Here is a 19,779-nt window from a genome sequence, read left to right on the forward strand (position 1 = left end):
CATACTACCGACCGGATGCCGCGTTTTCCAGCCTCTGCCGCAGCCCCCCGTTGCACCCCACGCAAGTCCGTTGGCGCGCCGGGCTCAAAAGCGAGTCCAGGATGATAACGACTCGATGTGATGGCAGCAACCGCGTCTTGACGAAAATCACAACCTTGCACCCAATCACACAAAGGCCCTTCGTCATCCTGGTGAGCCCTTCGTCATCCTGTGGGCCTGCGCAGGCGCCGGGTGTTGGCACCTGCGACGGGTCGACGCTTAATTTACCAAGCGCGAGACATTGAATCTGCGCATCAAATCCGAGGAGCGAAGCTTGATTGACCAGGCTGCGAGGGTTCGAGGGAAAAATCGCACGGATTTTGTGTTGGAAGCGGCACGGGCAGCGGCGCAAGAGGCGCGGCTTGACCAAACCATCATGACGGCTTTCACAGAAGCTTATGCCGCCTTTGTAGCGCGTCTGGATGTGCCTCGCAGCCAAACGAGCGCTTGCGTAAAACCTCGCAAACGCCGGCGCCGTAAGATGAACATGGCGATCGAGGCGCTTGTTCCTTAGGTATCCTATCATATATTGGAACCATTCACGTCGGGCGCGCAGAGCCTGGTCCCCCGACAGCGGCAAGTATCCGATCTTGATGCGCAGGGCCGTCTCAATGTCAATCAAATCAAGCAGCGCGGTAGCTCGCTGTTTGAAGTCTTCATGGCCTCCAAACTGGGCCGCAACAACAGGTAGGGCACTGCGAAAGTTGTCGATGCCGCGACCCGCTTTACCGTACAAATCAGTCAATGGACGTCAACACCTGCCTTGAGCCAGGCCCTTGATGAGGCAGCACTGGCATGCAACAGTGCTCTGGCATTTAGGCGGCGAGACGCTTATGGCAATTCGAACATAAGTTAAGCGAATTTCATAACTTCAAAACTTATGATAGGAATTTACGCGTACCTTGTTCACTCCCTTTGTCGTGGCGAGGCTCTTCTTTCCAAATTTCGAGATTAATAAACATATTGGAGTTTTTTACTTGTTGAGCCAGTTTTCGAGCCTGATACCGGGATAGTCGGCAAAGTCGCGCTCGTTGTTGGTAACGAGAATAACGTCCAGGGCAATCGCGTGTGCGGCGATCAGCTTGTCAAGAGCATCCTTCTTGCGCTCGCTCGTCGCTTTGCGCACAGGCCCGTAGGCCGTTGCTGCGGCAGCGTCGAACGGGGCCACAGGAATATCTTCGATTAGGGCGGCGAGATTGCGGCGCTCGCGAGTTCGGTTCGCAGACACTACGACGCCGTATTCAAGTTCAGCGTAGGTGACTGCGGACATAACCACATCCCCAACGTAGCACTGCGCAAATCGCTTCGCGACTTCTTCAGGCTGATTCTTCATCAGGTAGATGCACATGTTCGTGTCGAACATAAAGCGCGGCATTACAATCCCTCGCGCTCAGCCTGCTCCTGCTCGCCGCGGCCTTCAGCCATGAAATCCGGCCCGAATTTCGCAAACTTCTTGAGCACGCCAGTCAGCGGACGACGCATCGGACGGATACGGATCTCATCGCCTACGCGCTCAATTTCGATTTCGATATCGCTCCGGTCGTAAGCAAGGTCGGCGGGAATGCGAACGGCTTGCGAGTTGCCATTCTTGAAAACGCGGGTGGTATGCATAGTGGTTCCTGATGTGTGTACTTTGGATGTACTATAGACTATCCACCGCTCTATGTAAATACGTGTATGTACATGGGCGGCAACTGCACTCCATGCCTTGAGCGGATCGTGCGTAGTCATGCCTCGTAACGAGCGCGCCTTGGCTACTGTTACGAGGATGTTTGCCTCCACGAGCGCAAAAGCTGTCCCGCGAGCCCGGAATTGTCGGCTTTCCTCGGAAAAGTCGGCGCCGCAGGATCACGACCGCGCTTCTCGTCACCTGGCCGACGCATCCGGCCCATGACGGCGTGGCCGTCGGCGGTGACGGTCAGCATCGTGACGCCGATCACGCACCCGTCGGACGTCTCGTAGCGCTACCACAGACCCGCTACGGCGAACGGTTCGCGATGGAGTTCTAAGGCGGCGTTCCCGAACTGCTGGTGCCCGACAAGTGGGCGTATGAGAGAGGCGTAGAGATCGATTTCTCACGTCCCGGCAAGCCAACTGATAACGCAAAGAACGAGTCGTTCAACGGGCGCTTGAGTGAGGAATGCCTCAACGCGCATGGGTTCTTATCACTCGAGGAGGACGCCAAGCACAAAATCGAGGCCTGGCGCGAGTACTATAATGAGGCGTGTCCCCACTGGGCGCTGAAGTGGATAACGCTCGCCGAATTCGCCCGCCAGTGCAGGTTCCAGGCCGATTCGACCCATCCGGAAGAGCCGGAAATTTTCACTTTAAAACGACCCTGATTGGGAGGTGGCCTCACCATATGAAACCACCATCTATCCACGGAAAGGTGATCGGGGCTTCCATAGGAAAGCGATCAGCAACCGGAGCGCTGGGAATGCGAGGATAACCGTGGCACACTCGACAGCATGGCCACGAACGCCAACTCAGGCTTGCGGGCTTATTCATCACGGTGCGCGTTTTGATATTTGGCGATCATGTCGGCCGGCGTGTCCCACGCGGCCCATACGGCGCGGGCAGCAGTCAGTGACGTGGCCAGTTCACTGTTCTTGCATCGCACCATCGCCGGCATCGTGTACCGCGACCAAGTCGATCCGAGCGGTGATTGTCAGTCGCGTGTACTCGCCGCGCCGCCGTGGTAGACGCCGCACGCCGGCGCGACGATGTTTGGATGTTGTGCCGCGAGCGACGCCGGGTCGAAATCACGCGCCCTTAACCGCTACCAAGCATCGCGGCCACGGCCTAGTTTACGGTGTTTGATACATACGGAACCAACAATAATTCAGGGAGTTCAGCATCTCATTGCGAGTGGCTTGATCGAACTGGTTGCGCCCGAAGAAGGCCTTAATTTCAGTTCTTGCGGCCTCCCATTGCTGGTTATTGAGTTTCAGTCCAATCCGTAAGTGGATATCGTAGAATACTTCCGCTATGCTGAGTCCATTGCTGCCGTCGAGCAAACGCATTGCACGCTGCCATACCTGCTTTAACAGTGCATCGTTCAACCACGATGTTTCATCGAGCAGCCCGAGCGCTGCTAATCCGCGCTGCGCGGGCAGCACGCGCTCAAGGGCGGGTTCGAGCAGCGCAAGCTCATGCGCATGTTGATCTGGCGGTAGCAGCATTATTAACGCGCCCGGCAGGTAGCGTAACGCACTGCCTAATTGATGATCCGGTAGTGACAGCGTCAAATGCCGCAGATGAGCGAGGTACATTGGCCTTTGTGCCTCTGGTAGCATCGATACTCGATCGGCTAGTGCGCCGATCGGCGCGCCCCGATGCGACGCTGGTAGGCGTTGCATCCATTGAAACAGTGTTTCATACAATTCAATGATCGTCGCGCTCGCAACATCATAACGATAAGCATAATATTTGGGGGACGGGGAAGATAATGAGAATGCGCCTAGCACTTCGGCTAATGCTGTTATCAGTTCGGCCTGTCCAGACGTGTCCAACGCAGGTAGTCGGCTTAAAAGAGCCCGATACTCGCTTTCAATCTGTGGTGCATCAAACCACAAGTTTTCTATTGGTATCCGGCCGTAGATTGGCAGCACCGATGCAACGGCGCCCCAAGTGCTGCCCTGTTCAGGAGAACGTCTTTCGGCATCTGCATACACGAACCTATACAGATTGCGCTGATACTGGATTGGAATCCCACGTATGGTCCCGATCATGTCTTTTTGTACCTGCAAGCCTTGCTTTGGCACACGGCCTGCAGCTTGGAAGATCGCTATGAATACCTCGGGTTTCAATATGTACTGTCTTCTTGCTCGTTGCCACAGCGTCTGAAGCAATTCAGCGCGCAGGGAGCCAGTGTCAATACGCTCAATTTTGGTCAACAACTGTTGTACCGACGTGCGATCCAGCGCACCGGCATGGGAAATGCGTTGGCGACAAAGCCAGCTCAATCGCCTTTCTTGCAGCGCATGATAGGTCTGGCTGTTCACAGCTGACAGATCACCGATATCGTCGGGCGGCATGTAATCGGCCACTTGTTGGAGAATTTCGGCTGGCAGATCCTGGTATGTCGTGGGCCGGCTGGCCAACGTGTTAGCCAAAGCGCTGCTTGGCGGCTTCAATGGCGGCGGCGTTAACGCGGCGGGTTGCGAGCATGCCTCAACCGTGCAGATGTAGGCTGGATAGTTGTTTAAATTGGTATTCAGATCAAAGTCCATTCACAAGCTCAGCAAGAAGTCAGATATACGCAGCGCAAAGCGATGCTGCGCCGTAAGGTAGATGAAAGCGGGCGAATAAACATAATCATGCGCCGCAATCGCTGGATTTTTGGCGGATAATGCGTTGTCGGCTAGCGCCTCGGGTCAAGCCATAACGGCGTACAGTCGTCGGTTTATCGAGCAGCTGCGCCAGTTCATATTCTTTCACTGGGTGCGCATCAGCCACGCGAGGCGCAATCGTGCGTTTGATAGCGGGAATGGTTGGGAGACACGCACTTTCGCATGAGAGAGGCAATACCTGCTGGACCGAAGAACGCTGCCGGTTGCCCAACCGCTATGCCTACGACGCCGAAATCGCATTCAGCGTGCAGCGGCGCTTAGCCAGCATGGCGCCATTCACCGCTTGACCAACGCACACGGCATTGTGGCAGGTGTTACAACGGCGCTTCATCTACATTCAAGGCTGCGTCGCACCGGACTTCGAGCGTACACGCTTTCTATCGGGGCTACGCGAGACGGCCGGCGTGGAAAACGTCATCGATCAGACGATGACCGGCCCCGGGCGCACGCTGCCGTCTCCGCTGTGGCAATTACCATCGCCTGCCACGTCATCGCAGGCTATGCCAGTGCAAGCCCAGCCACCACGGACTACGTCCACGCATGACGCGCCTGCGCACTCAACGCGTGGACTACGTCGTGAGGCCGCGCTTCTAAATACTAAATCAATTCACCCGTGACAATTCTGTTGCCCGGCGTATCGACGAGGGCCGCGCGTCGGCACGGGCACCCACCGTGCGGCGTCAGCGCAGTCAAGCTGCCTCATGCCGGAATGGGACTATCGTCGGACGCGACTTCATGGCCACGACCGGTTCGACACGGGGCCCAGCGGAAACGGGGCTTGCAACCCCACACGGGTACACCGAGTCAATTGCAGCCAGCACATCGCGCGCGGCGGGCGGGCGCCCTTCGTCCCCCACTGAGGTGGCGCGACCCGGTATGTCGATACCGAAATGCAAACGCGAAGTCGCGGTAAAGATCATCACGGTCGGCTTGCCAAGTGCATAGGCAAGATGCACGAATCCGGTGTCCACGCCGACCACGAGTTCCGATGCGTCGATGAACTGCGCACACTCTGTCACCGTGAGCTTGGGCAATACCTGAGCCTGTGGCACACCCGCGGCGATCCGGCATGCTTCGTCGTGCTCCCGTTTCGAGCCCCAGGGCAATAGGACCTGCAGGCCTCGCGCAGTCAAGGCCCGAGCCACATCGATCCAATGCCCAGCCGGCCACTTCTTTACATCGGTCGATGTCGCGTGGAACAGCATGGCACGCCGCCCCGAGCCGCCGATCGCCGACAGCGGCAACGCTGGCGGCAGCTTCAGGCCGAAATGCGGGCGTCCCTCGACCGAATAGCCGAGCGCATCGCCGACACTGCGACGCATGGCATACCACGCGTTCGACAACCCCTGCCGATCAAACCGGTCGGTATACGCGAATGCCGCACCTGCCTCGCCGAGGTTCTCGCGGCAGTAGCCATAACGTCGTCGCGACCGAGCGATGAAGGCAATGATTGCGCTTTTGTAGACGCCGTGAATATCGAGCACCAGATCATAGCGCTCGCTGCGCAATGTGCGAATCGACGCGATGATGGCGCGCAGGTCGTCCAGGTTGCACGCTTTCTTAAAGCGTCGCAGCGGCGCGCACAACACGCGGTCGACGCCCGGATTCCATTGAACCACCTCGGCAAACGCCTCGTCCGCCGCCCAATCGATCCGGGCGTCAGGAAAAGCGCGCCGCAGGTCCCACACAACGGGCTGCGCCTGCACAATGTCGCCAAGCGACGTGACTTTGACCACGAGAATACGTTTCATGGGTTATTGCGAGCGAGGCCCTTGTTGTTGCTGCAAAGCATTTTACTGCGTGACTGGAAACAGCGGCGACAGACCCGTCGCGGGCTCACCATGCCGGATCGCGCTGCAGCCAAAAACACAAATTGTTGCACACCACCGGCCATTCGGACTCCAAAATCGAGAGCACCGCCGTGTCACGATAGCTGCCGTCAGCCGCGACTAGGTGATTGCACAAGCTGCCGTCCTGCTTTACACCCAATTGTAGGATCGCCGACCGCACCGCGGTGTTCATATAACGGGTGCGGAATTCGACCGCCATCGCATCAACCGCTCGAGCGCATGGGCGAGCAACAGCAGCTTCGCCTGCGTATTCACCGCGGTACGCTGATACCACGGCGCATACCACGTTGCACCGATTTCAAGCGACAGTGCAGCGTCTCGACGCCCACAACACCCATAGCCGGCGGTCGGTGATGGTCTCCTCCAATGCGTCGACATGGTCGAGGCTGAACAACTCGGGCACGATTGCCTGTCCACTTAACGTCACGGGCTGAATCCAGGGTTCCGTTGCGATTCTCTTGAGCCGCGGTCGAGCGCCGTATGTGAGTCTACCGCTAAAATGGCCCTGCCCCCGCCCAGCCACCGCGCAGGCGGCCTACCGCGAAAGGATGTCATGCGACGCTATAATTTTCTAATTCGGATCATCACGATCGGTATTTTGATGCATCTTTACGTCGGCGTGCGCTTGGTGCCGGCACTGCCAGGCGGCCCCGCCGTGCGCGACGCGGCAGTCGCATGCCTGGGCCTATCCGTCATATTAATCCCGTTCGGAATGCTGGCGCAGGCAGTCGAACGGCAACCGCTTTCCGACTGGCTTGCGTGGGCAGGCATGCTGGCGATGGGATTCTTCTCGTCATTGCTTGTGCTCACGTTCGCGCGCGACGTGGCACTGCTCTTCGTGCATGGGCTCGATGCCGCGCTCGCGGCGCACTGGCCGCTTGAGCAATGGCAGCGCGATTCGGCACCCGCCGTGCCCGCACTTGCGCTGCTGGCCTCGTTCGCGGGCTTCGTCAATGCGCGCCGGCGCGCAGGCGTGGTCACTGTCGAAGTCCCAATCGACGGGCTGCCGGACGCATTAGACGGCTTCACAATCGCGCAGCTCAGCGACATTCATGTCGGGCCGACAATCAAGCGCGGCTATGTCGAGACGATCGTCGAGGCGGTCAATGCACTGAGGCCGGACTTGATCGCGATCACCGGGGATATCGTTGATGGCCGCGTCGAGCAACTGGCGCCCCACACCCGGCCGCTGGAGCGGCTACAGGCGCGGCACGGCGTATTCCTGGTCACCGGTAATCACGAATACTACTCCGGTGTGCATGCGTGGATCGACGAGTTCGAGCGGCTGGGCCTAACCGTGCTGATGAACCGGCACGTGGTGATTGACCACGGTACGGCGTGCGTCGTGGTGGCCGGCGTCACGGATTATTCGGCGGGTCACTTCGACGCCACGCATGCCAGCGATCCGGCCGGCGCACTGCGCGGTGCGCCGCCGCACGCCGCCGTGAGGATCCTGCTGGCCCACCAGCCGCGTACCGCATCGGCAGCCGTGCCAGCCGGCTACACGCTGCAGTTGTCCGGACACACCCATGGCGGCCAATTCTTCCCATGGAATTTTTTTGTGCGGCTGCAACAGCCGTTCACCGCCGGCCTGCACCGGCTGTCGCAGCTATGGGTCTACACGAGTCGCGGCACCGGGTATTGGGGGCCACCGAAGCGCATTGGCGCACCGTCAGAGATTACGCTGGTGCGGCTGGTCCCGGCACGCGCCGGCTTACGCGTTCCCGCCCCACCCGGCTCAAGCGTCGCTCGCCAGTGCGCACTACGCTGCTGACACCACCGCGGGGACTTGCGCGTCAACTTGCTGGCTGGCCGGCATCACCGCGTGTGCCACGGCGAAGCGGCGACACGCTCAGCGGCAGTGAATCAGTCGCCTCGGCAGTGGATCAGTCGCCTCGAGCAGTTCACGGCGATCTGTCGCAACGATGATGCCTGGGGGGCCAGTCAGCGGACAGCAATCGATGCGGCGCACTGCTCCAATTCGGGACAATTGTTGCAAAACAGAGCAATTAGCGCATCAGCGCGATGGCGAGACATTCCTCTCATCGGCGATCCGGGTCAACCACCGCTACCCACCGCTACCTCCTCCCGCCAACGCGCACCGTTGGCACGCTTCTGGCTTTGGCTCGGTGCCGCGCGCGTCGAAGCACGGCACCGAGCCAAAGCCAGTCTATGGATATGTGAGGAGCGCACCCGAGATGAATCACGCTGAAATGCAGTTCCTAACCACGGAATTCCCGTACAAGAAGCAATACGCCAACTTCATCGGCGGTGAATGGGTGGCGCCAGTCGGCGGCGAGTACTTCGACAACATTTCGCCGGTGACCGGCGAGCCGTTCACCGCGGTGCCCCGCTCACGCGAGGCCGATATCGAACTCGCGCTGGACGCCGCGCATCGTGCCAAGACCGCATGGGGCAACACTTCGCCAACCGAGCGAGCGAACATCCTGAACCGCATCGCTGATCGCCTGGAAGCCAACCTGACGCGCATAGCCGTCGCTGAGACGATCGACAACGGCAAACCGCTGCGTGAGACGATGGCTGCCGACATCCCGCTGGCGATCGATCACTTTCGCTACTTCGCCGGCTGTCTGCGCGCACAGGAAGGCTCGGTGTGCGAAATTGACCACGATACCGTCGCGTATCATTTTCATGAGCCCCTGGGCGTGGTCGGCCAGATCATTCCATGGAATTTCCCGATCCTGATGGCCGTGTGGAAGGTCGCGCCGGCACTGGCCGCCGGCAATTGTGTCGTGCTCAAGCCGGCGGAGCAAACACCCGCGTCCATCCTGGTCGTGATGGAGCTAATCCAAGACCTGCTGCCGCCGGGCGTGCTGAACATTGTCAACGGTTTCGGTCTCGAAGCAGGCAAGCCCCTGGCGTCGAATAAGCGAATCGCCAAGATCGCATTCACCGGCGAGACCACCACCGGCCGGCTGATCATGCAGTATGCGAGCCAGAACATCATCCCGGTGACGCTGGAACTGGGCGGCAAAAGTCCGAACATCTTCTTTGCCGACGTGATGGATCGCGACGACAGCTACTTCGACAAGGCGCTCGAAGGCTTCACCATGTTTGCGCTCAACCAGGGCGAGGTCTGCACTTGCCCGTCGCGCGTGCTAATCGACGAGAAGATTTATGACCGGTTTATTGAACGCGCGCTCAAGCGCGTCGCTGCGATCACGCAGGGGCATCCGCTGGATCCGAAAACGATGGTCGGTGCGCAGGCCTCGCGCGAGCAACTCGAGAAAATCCTATCCTACATCGACCTGGGCAAGCAGGAAGGCGCGCAATGTCTGATTGGCGGCGAGCGCAATGCCCAAACCGGCGAACTTGCCAACGGCTACTACGTGAAGCCGACCGTGTTCCGCGGCCACAATAAGATGCGCATCTTCCAGGAGGAGATCTTCGGGCCGGTCGTCTCCGTCACGACGTTCAAGACCGAAGACGAGGCACTGGACATCGCCAACGATACTTTGTACGGACTGGGCGCCGGCGTTTGGACTCGCGATGGCACACGCGCGTACCGCTTCGGCCGCCAGATCCAGGCCGGACGCGTCTGGACCAATTGCTATCATGCGTACCCCGCACACGCGGCGTTCGGCGGGTACAAGCAATCAGGCATCGGCCGCGAAACGCATAAGATGATGCTTGATCACTATCAGCAGACAAAAAACCTGCTCGTCAGCTATAGCGACAAGCCGCTGGGCTTGTTCTGACGATGACATCCGATTCTCGCTGCGAGCCAGTGCCGCGCGTCGTCGCGACGCCGGCGGCACTCGCAGTGATTGAGTCGCTGCGCCAGGAGCACGGCGCGCTGATCTTCCATCAGTCCGGGGGCTGCTGCGACGGCAGCGCGCCCATGTGCTTTCCTGCCGGCGAGTTCCTGATCGGCGACTCGGACGTGCGGCTCGGCGAGATCGGCGGCGCGCCGTTCTACATGAGCGCCGCACAGTTCGAGTATTGGCAGCATACGCAGCTCACGATCGACGTAGTGCCGGGCAACGGCGGCATGTTCTCCGTCGAAAGACCGACCGGCCTGCGCTTTCTGACGCGCTCCAGGCTCTATACTGACGAGGAGAACGCGTGGTTGGAACGGCATCCGGTCCAGCGCGCGCCATGTACCTGGTAGCGGTGGCAAACCGCGGTCCGACGTGCCGTCATCCCGAGATGGAAAAACGGCCCCGCAGGGCCGCCCTCAAAACGACTGACGGATGATCCGTCCCCTGCTGCGCCCGGCCGGGTACCCGACCCGGGTCACGCGCGCCGCAGCACGCCTGCCGTCACCGCGGTCGCATTTATTAGGCGAGCAGGCACGATTCCCGCAACAACCATTTTTGCCGCAGGCCATTCGACGCACTCGGGCACGCGGCACATCTAGATCGTTGCTGGCAAGGCAACGCACCGATCGTTCCATCGCTGCGCCAGTAAGCGTGTAGCATGGAAGTATGGGGTGGCGTGGACACACGCGGGTCGCATGCGTGACAGCGACCGAAAACGGCAGTATTTAGATGGAGGCTTGTAGCAGGATGGACATCCTCGAACTGGCAAAGCAATCCGGCTTTTTCGTGACGCTAGACGGTAAGATTGGGCGTGAGCAATATCAAAGCGTGCACGGCTCGGTCACCGCCCTACAACGCTTCGCGGAAGCGGTGCGCACTGAAGCGGATCATGAGCGGCACGGAAAATGCGCGGCGACGCCCCAACGGGGGACACGCCAAACCGGGTGACACGGCGCGCGACAGCCCGAGCGCGGGCACGGAACATGGAGACCGGCACGCACAGATGTCTCGGGGCGGGCGGCCTGGCCTACCGCGCAACACGTGTGCGTCGGGTCATCAAGCACGGCGGCGCCGGCGGGCACCGGCGCAGGGTTCCCTTTATCTTTATATTGATAGCGCGCTGGCACTCCAGCGTGCTCAGCCGCGCGAAAGGCGGCTCCCCTCTATCCCTGTTGCACAGAAACCACCGCCGCCAGTACCCCGCCGATCAACGAGCCAGCGACCGGCACCCACGCGTAGCCCCAGTCGCTATCGCGTTTGCCCGGTATGGGCAGCAGTGCATGCATAATCCGCGGACTCAGGTCCCGCGCCGGGTTCATCGCATAGCCGGTTGTGCCGCCAAGCGACACACCGATGCCCAGCACCACCAATGCGACCGGCAGCGCATTGATCGCGCCCAGGCCCACAGACGGCGCGGCCATGTGCAGCACCGCGTACACGAGCACGAAGGTGGCGACGATCTCTGACGTGAGGTTGCCCAGCGTATTGCGAATCGCCGGGCCCGTGCAGAACACCGCGAGCTTTGTGTCCGGGCCATCCGTCGACTCGAAGTGCTTACGATAGACGAGCCAGACTACGAACGCGCCGAACATGCCGCCGAGCATCTGCGCAGCTGCATAGGCCGGCACCTTGGCCCACGCGAACTTGCCAGCGACGGCGAGCGCCACAGACACGGCCGGGTTCAAGTGCGCGCCGCTATAGGCAGCCGAGCAGAGGACACCCACGAATACAGCCATTGCCCAGCCTATCGTGATCACGATCAGCCCGCTATTGTGACCCTTCGTGCGCCCCAGAATCACATTGGCGACGACGCCGTCGCCGAGCAATACCAACAGGGCGGTCCCGATGAATTCCGCGATCAACGCATTGGTCATGATCATCTCCGTTGTCGTCAATCAGGCCGCTGCCCACAGCATCGCGGCGGATACCGCGCGCTGCCAGCCGGCCCTGTGCCGCGCCATCTCCTCCGAATCCAGCGCAGGCGTGAAGCGCCGGTCCAGCTGCCACTGGTCGCGGACCTCATCAAGGCCGTCCCAGTATCCGGTCGCCAACCCCGCCAGGTAGGCGGCGCCGAGCGCGGTGGTTTCCGTCACGCGCGGGCGCACCACGTCCACGCCGAGAAGGTCCGCCTGGAATTGAATCAGCAGATTGTTCTCGACCGCGCCCCCATCGACGCGCAGCTCGGTGATCGGCTGGCCTGCATCGGCCTCCATTGCCTTGAGCACGTCAAACGATTGATGAGCAATGCTGTCCAGCGCGGCACGGGCAATGTGCGCGGCCGTGGTACCCCGCGTGGCACCGAACAATGTGCCGCGTGCGTGCGGATTCCAATGCGGCGCGCCCAGGCCCGCAAAGGCTGGCACCAGGAACACGCCATCGCTGTGCGGCACGGAGGCGGCCAGCGCCTCAATATCGGCTGCCTGCTTAATGATCCCCAGCCCGTCGCGCAGCCATTGCACCACGGCGCCGCCGATGAAGATACTGCCCTCCAGCGCGTAGGTGGTCTTACCGTCGATTTGCCAGGCAATCGTCGTCACGAGGTTATTGCGCGACTCAATCGGCTTGTCGCCGGTGTTCATCACCAGGAAGCAGCCCGTGCCGTACGTATTCTTGACCATGCCGGGCGTGGTGCACATTTGCCCGAACAGCGCGGCATGCTGATCGCCCGCCACGCCAGCGATCGGGATCCGCGACGCAAACACAGTGGTCTTTGTAGCGTCGTACAGCCCCGAGGACGGCTTGACCTGCGGCATCATGCTGCGCGGGATGTCCAGTTCGGCTAGCAGTTCGTCGTCCCAGTCCAGCGTATGGATATTGAACAGCATCGTGCGGGACGCATTGGTCACGTCCGTCGCGTGCGTATTGTGACGCGTGAAATTCCAAATCAGCCAGCTATCAACCGTGCCAAACGCGAGTTTGCCCTGCTTAGCACGCTCGCGCGCACCAGCGACGTTGTCCAGGATCCAGCGGATCTTCGTCGCGGAGAAATAAGCATCGATCGGCAAGCCGGTCTTCGCGCGAACCGCGCTCTCAAGGCCGCGTGCCTTAAGCTCGGCACAAAAATCGGCGGTGCGCCGGTCCTGCCAGACGATGGCGTTATAAATCGGCAGCCCGGTATCGCGGTCCCATACAATTGTCGTCTCGCGTTGATTTGTGATGCCCAATGCGTGGATCGACCCACCGTTCAGCCCCGCGCGCACGACGGCTTCGGCGGCGACACCTGCCTGGGTCGACCAAATTTCCTGCGGATTGTGCTCAACCCAGCCGGGTTGAGGATAGATCTGGCGGAATTCCTTTTGAGCAGTCGATACGATATTGCCCCCGCGGTCGAACACGATCGCGCGCGAGCTGGTGGTGCCCTGGTCCAGCGCCAGGACGTACTTGCCTTCCATGACTGTCTCCGTCGGTTTGGCCGTTGTTGAACGCTGCACCGTCTATACAGTGCAGTGCCGCGCGAGGCGAGGCAGTCCGGCCATCATGTTCTTTTTTGAACATTCAATCCCGTCATTACGCCCACTACATCGCTGCGCGAAATTTAATGTTCTAATTCGCAAATGTAAAGTCCGTTTTCGAACATATTAGGGAAAACCCTTGGTTGACAACGCCTAATTTAGATTAAAGTGTCAATTCTATCTGGAAACGCACGTGCATACCGCGCACGCGGCGTGACACGCCTCACTGGCGCACATCCCATGGCACCGCGTCCGATATCGGGATGCGGTGCCAACGTTCAGGCTGCTATCATCCGGCTGCGCTCGTGCAACGGCACGCCGTGCAGTTGATCAAGCTTTTCCCGCAGCACGCGACCGATTTCCGCCGACGGGCCCGGCCGGTCCATATCGTCGTGCGTGCACGCGATGTCATGGGTCTCGATCTTCCCCAGCACATAGGGGCGCCAGGCGTCCAGCGCGATGAGCGCCGAGGATCCGCCGCCCGGTATCGTGGCCCGGAAAAAGAGCATATCTGCGCAATAAATCCGCGGCGTAAAGGTCTTCACGAGGGAATAATTGTTACGCATGACCTCCCGCGTTCTTTCCAGCGCATAGCCAGCCCCGTCGGCCGTTCCAGGGTCTCCCTCGTACCGCGCCAGCGACCTGATATAACTTGCATCCAGTTCTGGCTGGAAACTGTCGCCCCGCCAGCGATGGTCAGGCAGGCTGTCCAGCACGGCCAACAGCGCGATGCGCTCCCCCTGCTGCTCGAGCTGCGTCGCCATGCTGTGCGCGATATTGCCGCCCAGTGACCATCCCAGCAAGTAGTATGGCCCGTCTGGCTGGATGCGCCGCATTTGCTGGATGTAGTCGAGCGCCATCGCGTCGATGCTCGTGGCCAACAACGAAGGATCGTCGAAGCCCCGGGCCTGGATGCCATAGACCGGCTGCTCGGGCGGCAGGTGTGAAGCCAGGTTCCGGTAGTGCCAACTGAGCCCGCTGACAGGATGGATGCAAAAAAGCGGGGCACGCTTAGCCGGCACCCGAATCGGCACCAGCACTGGGAAGGACTCATGCGGCGCGGCCGAGGGCGCAAGCACGGCCTTGCTCAGCGCCGCGATGCTCGGCCGGCTAAATAGCTCATGCACCGGGATGGTCACGCCCAACGTGGCACGACAACGTTGCGTCATTTGCAGAGCCAGCAACGAATGCCCGCCGAGTGCGAAGAAATCATCGTGACGCCCGATACACCGCACGCCGAGCAATTCAGCCCATAGGGCGGCGAGCGCAGCTTCGAAATCGCCCTGGGGCGCCTCATAATTCTGCAGCACAAAAGCGTCGCTGTCGGGCGCCGGCAACGCCCGCCGGTCGATCTTGCCGTTCGGCGTAAGGGCAAACGCGTCGAGCCTCAAAAACGCGCTTGGCACCATATAGTCCGGCAACGCGCCTGCCACATGCGCGCGCAGCGTGACCGGCAACGATTCGCTAGGATCGGCCACGACATACGCGACGAGCCGCTTGTCTGCTCCGTCGCCCACCGCGACCACGACAGCCTCCCGCACCAGGGGATGCTGGGTCAGGCACGCCTCGATCTCCGCGGGCTCGATGCGGAACCCGCGGATCTTGACCTGATCGTCGTTACGGGCAACGAACACCAGATTGCCGTCGGGCAGGTAGCGGACCAGATCGCCAGTCCGGTACATCCGCGCGCCGGTCTCGGCGCTAAACGGATCGGGCAGGAAGCGCTGCTCCGTGAGATCTGGCCGGTTCAGGTAGCCACGCGCCACCCCGGCACCGCCGATATACAGCTCGCCGACCACACCTTGTGGAACAGGATTGCGTTGCTCATCCAACACATAGAGCCGGGTGTTGGCAATCGGGCGACCGATCGGCGGCGGGTCATCGTCGGCGCTCAGCGGCCCAGACGTGGCGACCACGGTCGTCTCGGTCGGACCGTACTGGTTGACCAGCGTAAGGCCATCGGGCAAGGACCGCGTCAACGCCGGGAAGCGATCCCCACCAGTTAACATATAGCGCAACCCGGACGGCAGTAGATTCTCGGTCAACGCCATGGCGGCCAACGGCGTGACGAGGAACGCCACATCTAACGGCTGCTGCTGCCACCAATGCAGCAGCGCGCAGATATCATTGCGCACCGTGCCGGGCGGGATAAATAACGTACCGCCGCCGAGCAAGCCCGGCCAAATCTCCCATGCACACGCATCGAACGCCACACCGGCAGTGACCGAGCTGCGCGTGCCAGGCCGCACATCGAAAGCCTCGTTATGCCAGGTACAGAGATTGACCAGATTGCGATGCTCGACCATCACACCCTTAGGCGTGCCGGTCGAGCCCGACGTGTAGATAACATAGGCGAGGTGACGTGCGTTCAAGCCAGGTACGGCCGGATTGGTTTCTACCCCGTGCTGGACGTCCTCGGGGTCGATCACGACAAGCGGCGCGAGCGCGTCCTCGCCCAGTGCTGCCCGGCCCGCGGCATCAGCTAGCAGCACCACGGGGGCCGCATCATTGAGGATGTGCGCGAGACGCGCATTCGAATAGGCCGGATCCAGCGACAGATAGGCGCCGCCCGCTTTCAAAATGGCCAGCAGCCCCACGACCATCGCCGCCGAGCGCTCCATGCAGATGGCAACGCGCATGTCGGGCCGCACGCCGAGCGCAATAAGCTGGTGCGCGAGGCGGTTGGCCCGGGTATTCAGTTCGGCATACCGAATCGTCTGCGCCCCATACACTAGCGCGACTTGATCCGGCTGCTGCATGACGTGGGTCTCGAACAAGCGGTGCACGCACTGGCTGGCCGGATACGCGCGCGCCGTCGCATTCCATTGGACCAGCAAACGGTGCCGCTCCTCGGCATCGAGTAGCGCTAGGCGGCCGATGGACTGCGCAGGTTCAGCGGCAGCCCGCTCGATAAAGCGGATCAAGCGGTCCAAGTGCGCGTCGAACGCGTCGTTCTTATAGGTAGTAGGGTTCACGTCGAACTGCAACTGCAGCGGCTGATTGTCCGACAACGCGTACACCGCCACCGTGACATCTTGCGCCGGTCCGCTCACCAGGTTGTGATAGCTGGCGCGACACGGTCCCATGGTTAAGTCGTGAAACGACATGACATTGACCAGCGGACCGAGCAATGGATGCCCGGACGGCAACTGAAGTTTGCGGCACAGCGCTTCCTTCGGATAGCGCTGATGACGCAAGCCATGTTGAATGTGCTGCGCCGCCTGTTCCATCAGCGTCGACAGGTCCATGTCCGGCCGTACGCTGAAACGTAGCGGAATAATGTTCGTCAATGAGCCTGGAATGCGCTTATCTTCGCCGAAGCGGGCCGCCACCGGCAGGCCCAGCACCACTTCTTCCGCGCCAGTCAACCGATGCAGGTAGGCTGCGAAGACCGCTGTCAGAAACTGCGCAAACCGCCTGCTGTCCGTGGCATAGCGCCGTACTGCGGGGCCGGACAGCTGCCGCTCATATCTGAGCCGATGCTGCAACGCGGGCGCCGGCTGGGCAGCGAATGAGATCGGCACGGGCCAGTGTGCACAATACTCGAGCCAATACGCTTCATCCAGCGCCCATTGCGACGAACCCCGATACTGGAAATCACGCTCCAACAGATCCGATAGGGGGGCGAACGGCGGATCCGGGTCAACGCCGGCACACATGGCAGTATAGACGTGCGCGACACGCTGGCTGAGCAGGGCAACTGAATAGCCGTCCATTAGCACATGATGATGGCGTTCATACCACAGGACTTCATTGGGGGCCACGCGCAACAGCGCATTGCGAAACAGTCCTGTGCCCGTCAAGTCGATGGCACGCTCATAGTCAGCACGCATCCACGCCTGCGCGGCGACCCAGGGATCGGCCTCCTCGCTCATATCGACGAGTTGCAACTCCCAGTGCGGCGACGCAACGTATTGCCTGATCTGGCCATCAACCTCGACGAACTACACACGCAGGCTCTGCGTTTCCGCGACGACCTGCCGCAAAGCCGCCTCGAACAATGCGACGTCAAGCGGACCGCGGATCGCAGTGTATTGAGCGACGTTGTATATTGGGCTGTCCGGATGAATCAATTGAGCGAGCCAGATTTCCGACTGCGCGCTGGTCAACGGATAGGTACACTGGCTGGGTGGGGCGTGCATCGATAACCTCCAGGCCCGCGGTTGCCGCGGGTTTGGCTAACAGCTGAAAGCTGGATGCACAATATTGCAGGAGGCGAGCAATAGAGCAGCCCATTCGACGCGCGGTGACGAATGAAATAGCGAAAAACCGCATCAAATTTCGGACACAGATTAGCGCCAATCTGTCACTTAGATTAGGCAGACGATCGGCGTATCGCGGATTTACATCAAGTTATCTCAGGCAGTCAGCGACACCGCTCAACGGTGTCGCGTTCAGCGCCATGCGCTTGCCGATTACTTTAGTGAATTTCCGTCCTCCGGCATGTCGATATCCGACGCCTCGATGCATTGGAATTGTCCAACGATTGATGTACTTAAGCTGCTGTGGCTGTTAATCTGGCCAACTTCTGAACCAAGACGCATTGTCTTGGATTCGCGCCTGGGCTGACTTGGGAAACTGGTTGACTTTCATAAAGCGTGTGATCTCACCCATCGCCACTTTCCATTGGCGATTGTTCAGGCTACATAGCAAATGTTCGTTCCGAAGCTCGCCCAGTACTTCCCATAAAGTAGCTTCGTCCATACCGTTCAGTAGACTCAGTCCCTGCTGCCACACTCGTTTTGACAGCGAGTCGTTCATAAAATGAAGACAGGAGATTATCCCGACTGTCGCCTGTGTACGCTGCGCCGTAGGCACGCGCCCCAAATAGCGCTCCAGCAACGCCAGCTCCTGCGCCTGTTGTTTAGGTGACAATCCGTCAAGCCCTGCGGGCAAACGCCGCAGTGCAACCCCCCACTGGTCGTCGGGTAGCGATAGCGCCCAATCGCGCATTTGCGCATACCGCGCGGGTTGCTCCGCTCTCGGCAAGCGCCACACGGCATTTGCCAACGCGCCAACCGATGCGCCTTGATGAGAGGGGGACAGGCGTAGCGCGTAGTCGTGTAAGAGCGCATAAAGCTCAAGAATGCGCGAGTCTTCCGGGCTGAACTTAGAAAGTGAATGGGTCAATGTGGGAATGATCTGCGCTTGCTCGGCTACGCTCAACGACGGCAGCCGTGCCAGAATCTTGTAATACCACTGAGCATACTCAGGGGTCTCAGGTGTGTCGAGGGAAAAATTCGACAGTCCAAGCGCCAGTTCCGGCCATACATTGTCCTGCCCGGGCTCACGCTGTTCGGCCAGCGCGTAGGCAAAGTCAAATAGTTCCATCCATTCGCGCTCATAGGTGAAATCCCGGTGCATGAGCAACAGCGCTTTTTGTATCTGCACGCCGTCTTGCGGGATACGCTGCGCGGCTGCGAATAAACGCTTAAACACATCGCCGCGATCTGCGCTGTGTAATGCTCGCAGCCGCTGGCATAGGGCGTCCATGGGTTCAACGTGCTGCGCTGGATCGGCAAGCGTGCCGTCCATCTCATCGAGCAGGCGGTTGATCGACTCAAAGGTCACCGCTTGTTTTGCTCGTTGCCAGTAGCTATGAACGAGGCGCCTAGTCTGCATCGCATAATAGGTGCGCCGATCGACGGTGGCAAACGGCATCACGTCTTGGACGGGCACGTAGTCACCAATGCGCGCGATGACTTCGGTCGGCAGGTCCTGGTAGGTGGTGGGCCGCTTGGCCGATGGGTTTGACCACGCGGCGCTGGGCGGCTACAGTGGCGGTGGCGCCGACGCAGCGGGTGCCGGGCGAGCCTCTAACGCGCAGATATAGGCCTGATAGTCGTTTAAAGCGGCATTCAAATCGAAGTCCATCGGCAAGCTCAGCAAGAAGTAAAGAAGACGCCACGCGTAGCGAGGTTGCGCAGCAGGCTAGCGAAAAGTAGGCACAGGCGCGCAACGATACGTCGCAAGCGCGAGGTTTTTGGCGAGTAACATAAGCGTGCGGATAAGCCGCGGTATGACAAGCGGGCGATGCAAGCGAGCAACGACAGAGGACATCGGCCGAGCAATCACTTAATGTGCATAGCATGTAAGATCGTTTCGGCCCAGGAGTTGTTGTTGAGGCTAATCAAAAAACTGGTCCATTCAGAAATAAAAAACCCGGCATGATGCAACCTTGGCAAGCAAAAGGTCATGCCGTGAAGAAGAGCCAATACACTGAAGAACAGATTGCATTCCAGGTGGGCGTACGAGAACGGCGTCAAGAATCGACTTCTCACGTCCTGGCAAGCCGCCTTCTCTA

13 protein-coding genes and 4 pseudogenes are annotated in these 19,779 nt (G+C 60.2%); 6 read left to right on the top strand and 11 right to left on the bottom strand.

Annotated elements, in window-relative coordinates:
• Nucleotides 1–4 precede the first annotated feature (4 nt).
• The 3 genes from B0B13_RS19945 to vapB all read right to left on the bottom strand — a co-directional run bounded on the left by B0B13_RS19945 (nucleotide 5) and on the right by vapB (nucleotide 1,650).
• Entirely contained in the window at nucleotides 5–784 is a 780-nt protein-coding gene (locus B0B13_RS19945; RefSeq protein ID WP_502686586.1) for a hypothetical protein, read from the bottom strand.
• Nucleotides 785–1,012: 228 nt separating this feature from the next.
• Complete coding sequence (locus tag B0B13_RS03675; protein WP_076794381.1) at nucleotides 1,013–1,414, bottom strand: type II toxin-antitoxin system VapC family toxin; 402 nt, start codon at nucleotides 1,412–1,414, stop codon at nucleotides 1,013–1,015.
• Nucleotides 1,414–1,650: a type II toxin-antitoxin system VapB family antitoxin gene (gene vapB, locus B0B13_RS03680; RefSeq protein WP_076788259.1), complete on the bottom strand. Its 237-nt coding sequence runs from the start codon at nucleotides 1,648–1,650 to the stop codon at nucleotides 1,414–1,416. Before vapB ends, B0B13_RS03675 begins: the two co-directional genes overlap by 1 nt.
• A 425-nt stretch (nucleotides 1,651–2,075) precedes the next feature.
• On the opposite strand from vapB, the pseudogene B0B13_RS03685 reads away from it, so the two are divergent.
• Nucleotides 2,076–2,381: pseudogene (locus B0B13_RS03685) on the top strand (integrase core domain-containing protein); the annotation flags it as partial.
• 195 nt (nucleotides 2,382–2,576) lie between these two features.
• On the top strand, nucleotides 2,577–2,741 hold the full coding sequence (locus B0B13_RS18230; RefSeq protein WP_170872350.1) for a hypothetical protein: 165 nt from the start codon (nucleotides 2,577–2,579) through the stop codon (nucleotides 2,739–2,741).
• Between the two features lie 105 nt (nucleotides 2,742–2,846).
• Here B0B13_RS18230 and B0B13_RS03695 read toward each other — a convergent pair whose 3' ends face one another.
• The 3 genes and pseudogenes from B0B13_RS03695 to B0B13_RS03710 all read right to left on the bottom strand — a co-directional run.
• The gene (locus B0B13_RS03695) at nucleotides 2,847–4,076 is read right to left on the bottom strand and encodes an F-box domain-containing protein (RefSeq protein ID WP_212667345.1); all 1,230 of its coding nucleotides are present in this window, start codon (nucleotides 4,074–4,076) and stop codon (nucleotides 2,847–2,849) included.
• Nucleotides 4,077–5,080: 1,004 nt separating this feature from the next.
• Complete coding sequence (waaC, locus tag B0B13_RS03705) at nucleotides 5,081–6,142, bottom strand: lipopolysaccharide heptosyltransferase I (RefSeq protein WP_076794384.1); 1,062 nt, start codon at nucleotides 6,140–6,142, stop codon at nucleotides 5,081–5,083.
• An 85-nt stretch (nucleotides 6,143–6,227) separates the two neighbouring features.
• Nucleotides 6,228–6,544, bottom strand: a pseudogene (locus tag B0B13_RS03710) (GNAT family N-acetyltransferase); the annotation flags it as partial.
• A 250-nt stretch (nucleotides 6,545–6,794) separates the two neighbouring features.
• Here B0B13_RS03710 and B0B13_RS03715 point away from each other — a divergent pair.
• The 4 genes from B0B13_RS03715 to B0B13_RS03730 all read left to right on the top strand — a co-directional run bounded on the left by B0B13_RS03715 (nucleotide 6,795) and on the right by B0B13_RS03730 (nucleotide 10,971).
• On the top strand, nucleotides 6,795–8,015 hold the full coding sequence (locus B0B13_RS03715) for a metallophosphoesterase (RefSeq protein ID WP_076794385.1): 1,221 nt from the start codon (nucleotides 6,795–6,797) through the stop codon (nucleotides 8,013–8,015).
• Between the two features lie 424 nt (nucleotides 8,016–8,439).
• Entirely contained in the window at nucleotides 8,440–9,960 is a 1,521-nt protein-coding gene (adh, locus tag B0B13_RS03720; protein ID WP_076794386.1) for an aldehyde dehydrogenase, read from the top strand.
• Between the two features lie 2 nt (nucleotides 9,961–9,962).
• Nucleotides 9,963–10,373 carry a DUF779 domain-containing protein gene (locus tag B0B13_RS03725; protein ID WP_076794387.1) on the top strand — a complete coding sequence of 137 codons (411 nt, stop codon included), beginning with the start codon at nucleotides 9,963–9,965 and terminating at the stop codon, nucleotides 10,371–10,373.
• 397 nt (nucleotides 10,374–10,770) lie between these two features.
• Entirely contained in the window at nucleotides 10,771–10,971 is a 201-nt protein-coding gene (locus tag B0B13_RS03730; RefSeq protein WP_076788266.1) for a hypothetical protein, read from the top strand.
• Between the two features lie 215 nt (nucleotides 10,972–11,186).
• Here B0B13_RS03730 and B0B13_RS03735 read toward each other — a convergent pair whose 3' ends face one another.
• The 5 genes and pseudogenes from B0B13_RS03735 to B0B13_RS03775 form a co-directional block, all read right to left on the bottom strand.
• Nucleotides 11,187–11,897 carry an MIP/aquaporin family protein gene (locus B0B13_RS03735; RefSeq protein ID WP_076794610.1) on the bottom strand — a complete coding sequence of 237 codons (711 nt, stop codon included), beginning with the start codon at nucleotides 11,895–11,897 and terminating at the stop codon, nucleotides 11,187–11,189.
• 21 nt (nucleotides 11,898–11,918) lie between these two features.
• Nucleotides 11,919–13,415, bottom strand: a complete 1,497-nt coding sequence (glpK, locus tag B0B13_RS03740) for a glycerol kinase GlpK (RefSeq protein WP_076794388.1) — start codon at nucleotides 13,413–13,415, stop codon at nucleotides 11,919–11,921.
• A 338-nt stretch (nucleotides 13,416–13,753) separates the two neighbouring features.
• Nucleotides 13,754–16,261, bottom strand: a complete 2,508-nt coding sequence (locus B0B13_RS17050; RefSeq protein WP_286137236.1) for a non-ribosomal peptide synthetase — start codon at nucleotides 16,259–16,261, stop codon at nucleotides 13,754–13,756.
• Between the two features lie 57 nt (nucleotides 16,262–16,318).
• A pseudogene (locus B0B13_RS19045) lies at nucleotides 16,319–17,617 on the bottom strand (condensation domain-containing protein); the annotation flags it as partial.
• 370 nt (nucleotides 17,618–17,987) lie between these two features.
• Nucleotides 17,988–19,364, bottom strand: a pseudogene (locus tag B0B13_RS03775) (NADPH-dependent FMN reductase family protein).
• Nucleotides 19,365–19,779: the final 415 nt, after the last annotated feature.

The sequence above is a fragment of the Burkholderia sp. b14 genome (assembly GCF_900156195.1).
Classification (GTDB): domain Bacteria; phylum Pseudomonadota; class Gammaproteobacteria; order Burkholderiales; family Burkholderiaceae; genus Mycetohabitans.

What these genes read in the sequence shown, in the direction of transcription:
- B0B13_RS03675 (WP_076794381.1), bottom strand. Translation starts at nt 1,414, where the DNA reads ATGCCGCGCTTTATGTTCGACACGAACATGTGCATCTACCTGATGAAG.
- vapB (WP_076788259.1), bottom strand. Translation starts at nt 1,650, where the DNA reads ATGCATACCACCCGCGTTTTCAAGAATGGCAACTCGCAAGCCGTTCGC.
- B0B13_RS18230 (WP_170872350.1), top strand. Translation starts at nt 2,577, where the DNA reads ATGTCGGCCGGCGTGTCCCACGCGGCCCATACGGCGCGGGCAGCAGTC.
- B0B13_RS03695 (WP_212667345.1), bottom strand. Translation starts at nt 4,076, where the DNA reads ATGCCGCCCGACGATATCGGTGATCTGTCAGCTGTGAACAGCCAGACC.
- waaC (WP_076794384.1), bottom strand. Translation starts at nt 6,142, where the DNA reads ATGAAACGTATTCTCGTGGTCAAAGTCACGTCGCTTGGCGACATTGTG.
- B0B13_RS03715 (WP_076794385.1), top strand. Translation starts at nt 6,795, where the DNA reads ATGCGACGCTATAATTTTCTAATTCGGATCATCACGATCGGTATTTTG.
- adh (WP_076794386.1), top strand. Translation starts at nt 8,440, where the DNA reads ATGAATCACGCTGAAATGCAGTTCCTAACCACGGAATTCCCGTACAAG.
- B0B13_RS03725 (WP_076794387.1), top strand. Translation starts at nt 9,963, where the DNA reads ATGACATCCGATTCTCGCTGCGAGCCAGTGCCGCGCGTCGTCGCGACG.
- B0B13_RS03730 (WP_076788266.1), top strand. Translation starts at nt 10,771, where the DNA reads ATGGACATCCTCGAACTGGCAAAGCAATCCGGCTTTTTCGTGACGCTA.
- B0B13_RS03735 (WP_076794610.1), bottom strand. Translation starts at nt 11,897, where the DNA reads ATGACCAATGCGTTGATCGCGGAATTCATCGGGACCGCCCTGTTGGTA.
- glpK (WP_076794388.1), bottom strand. Translation starts at nt 13,415, where the DNA reads ATGGAAGGCAAGTACGTCCTGGCGCTGGACCAGGGCACCACCAGCTCG.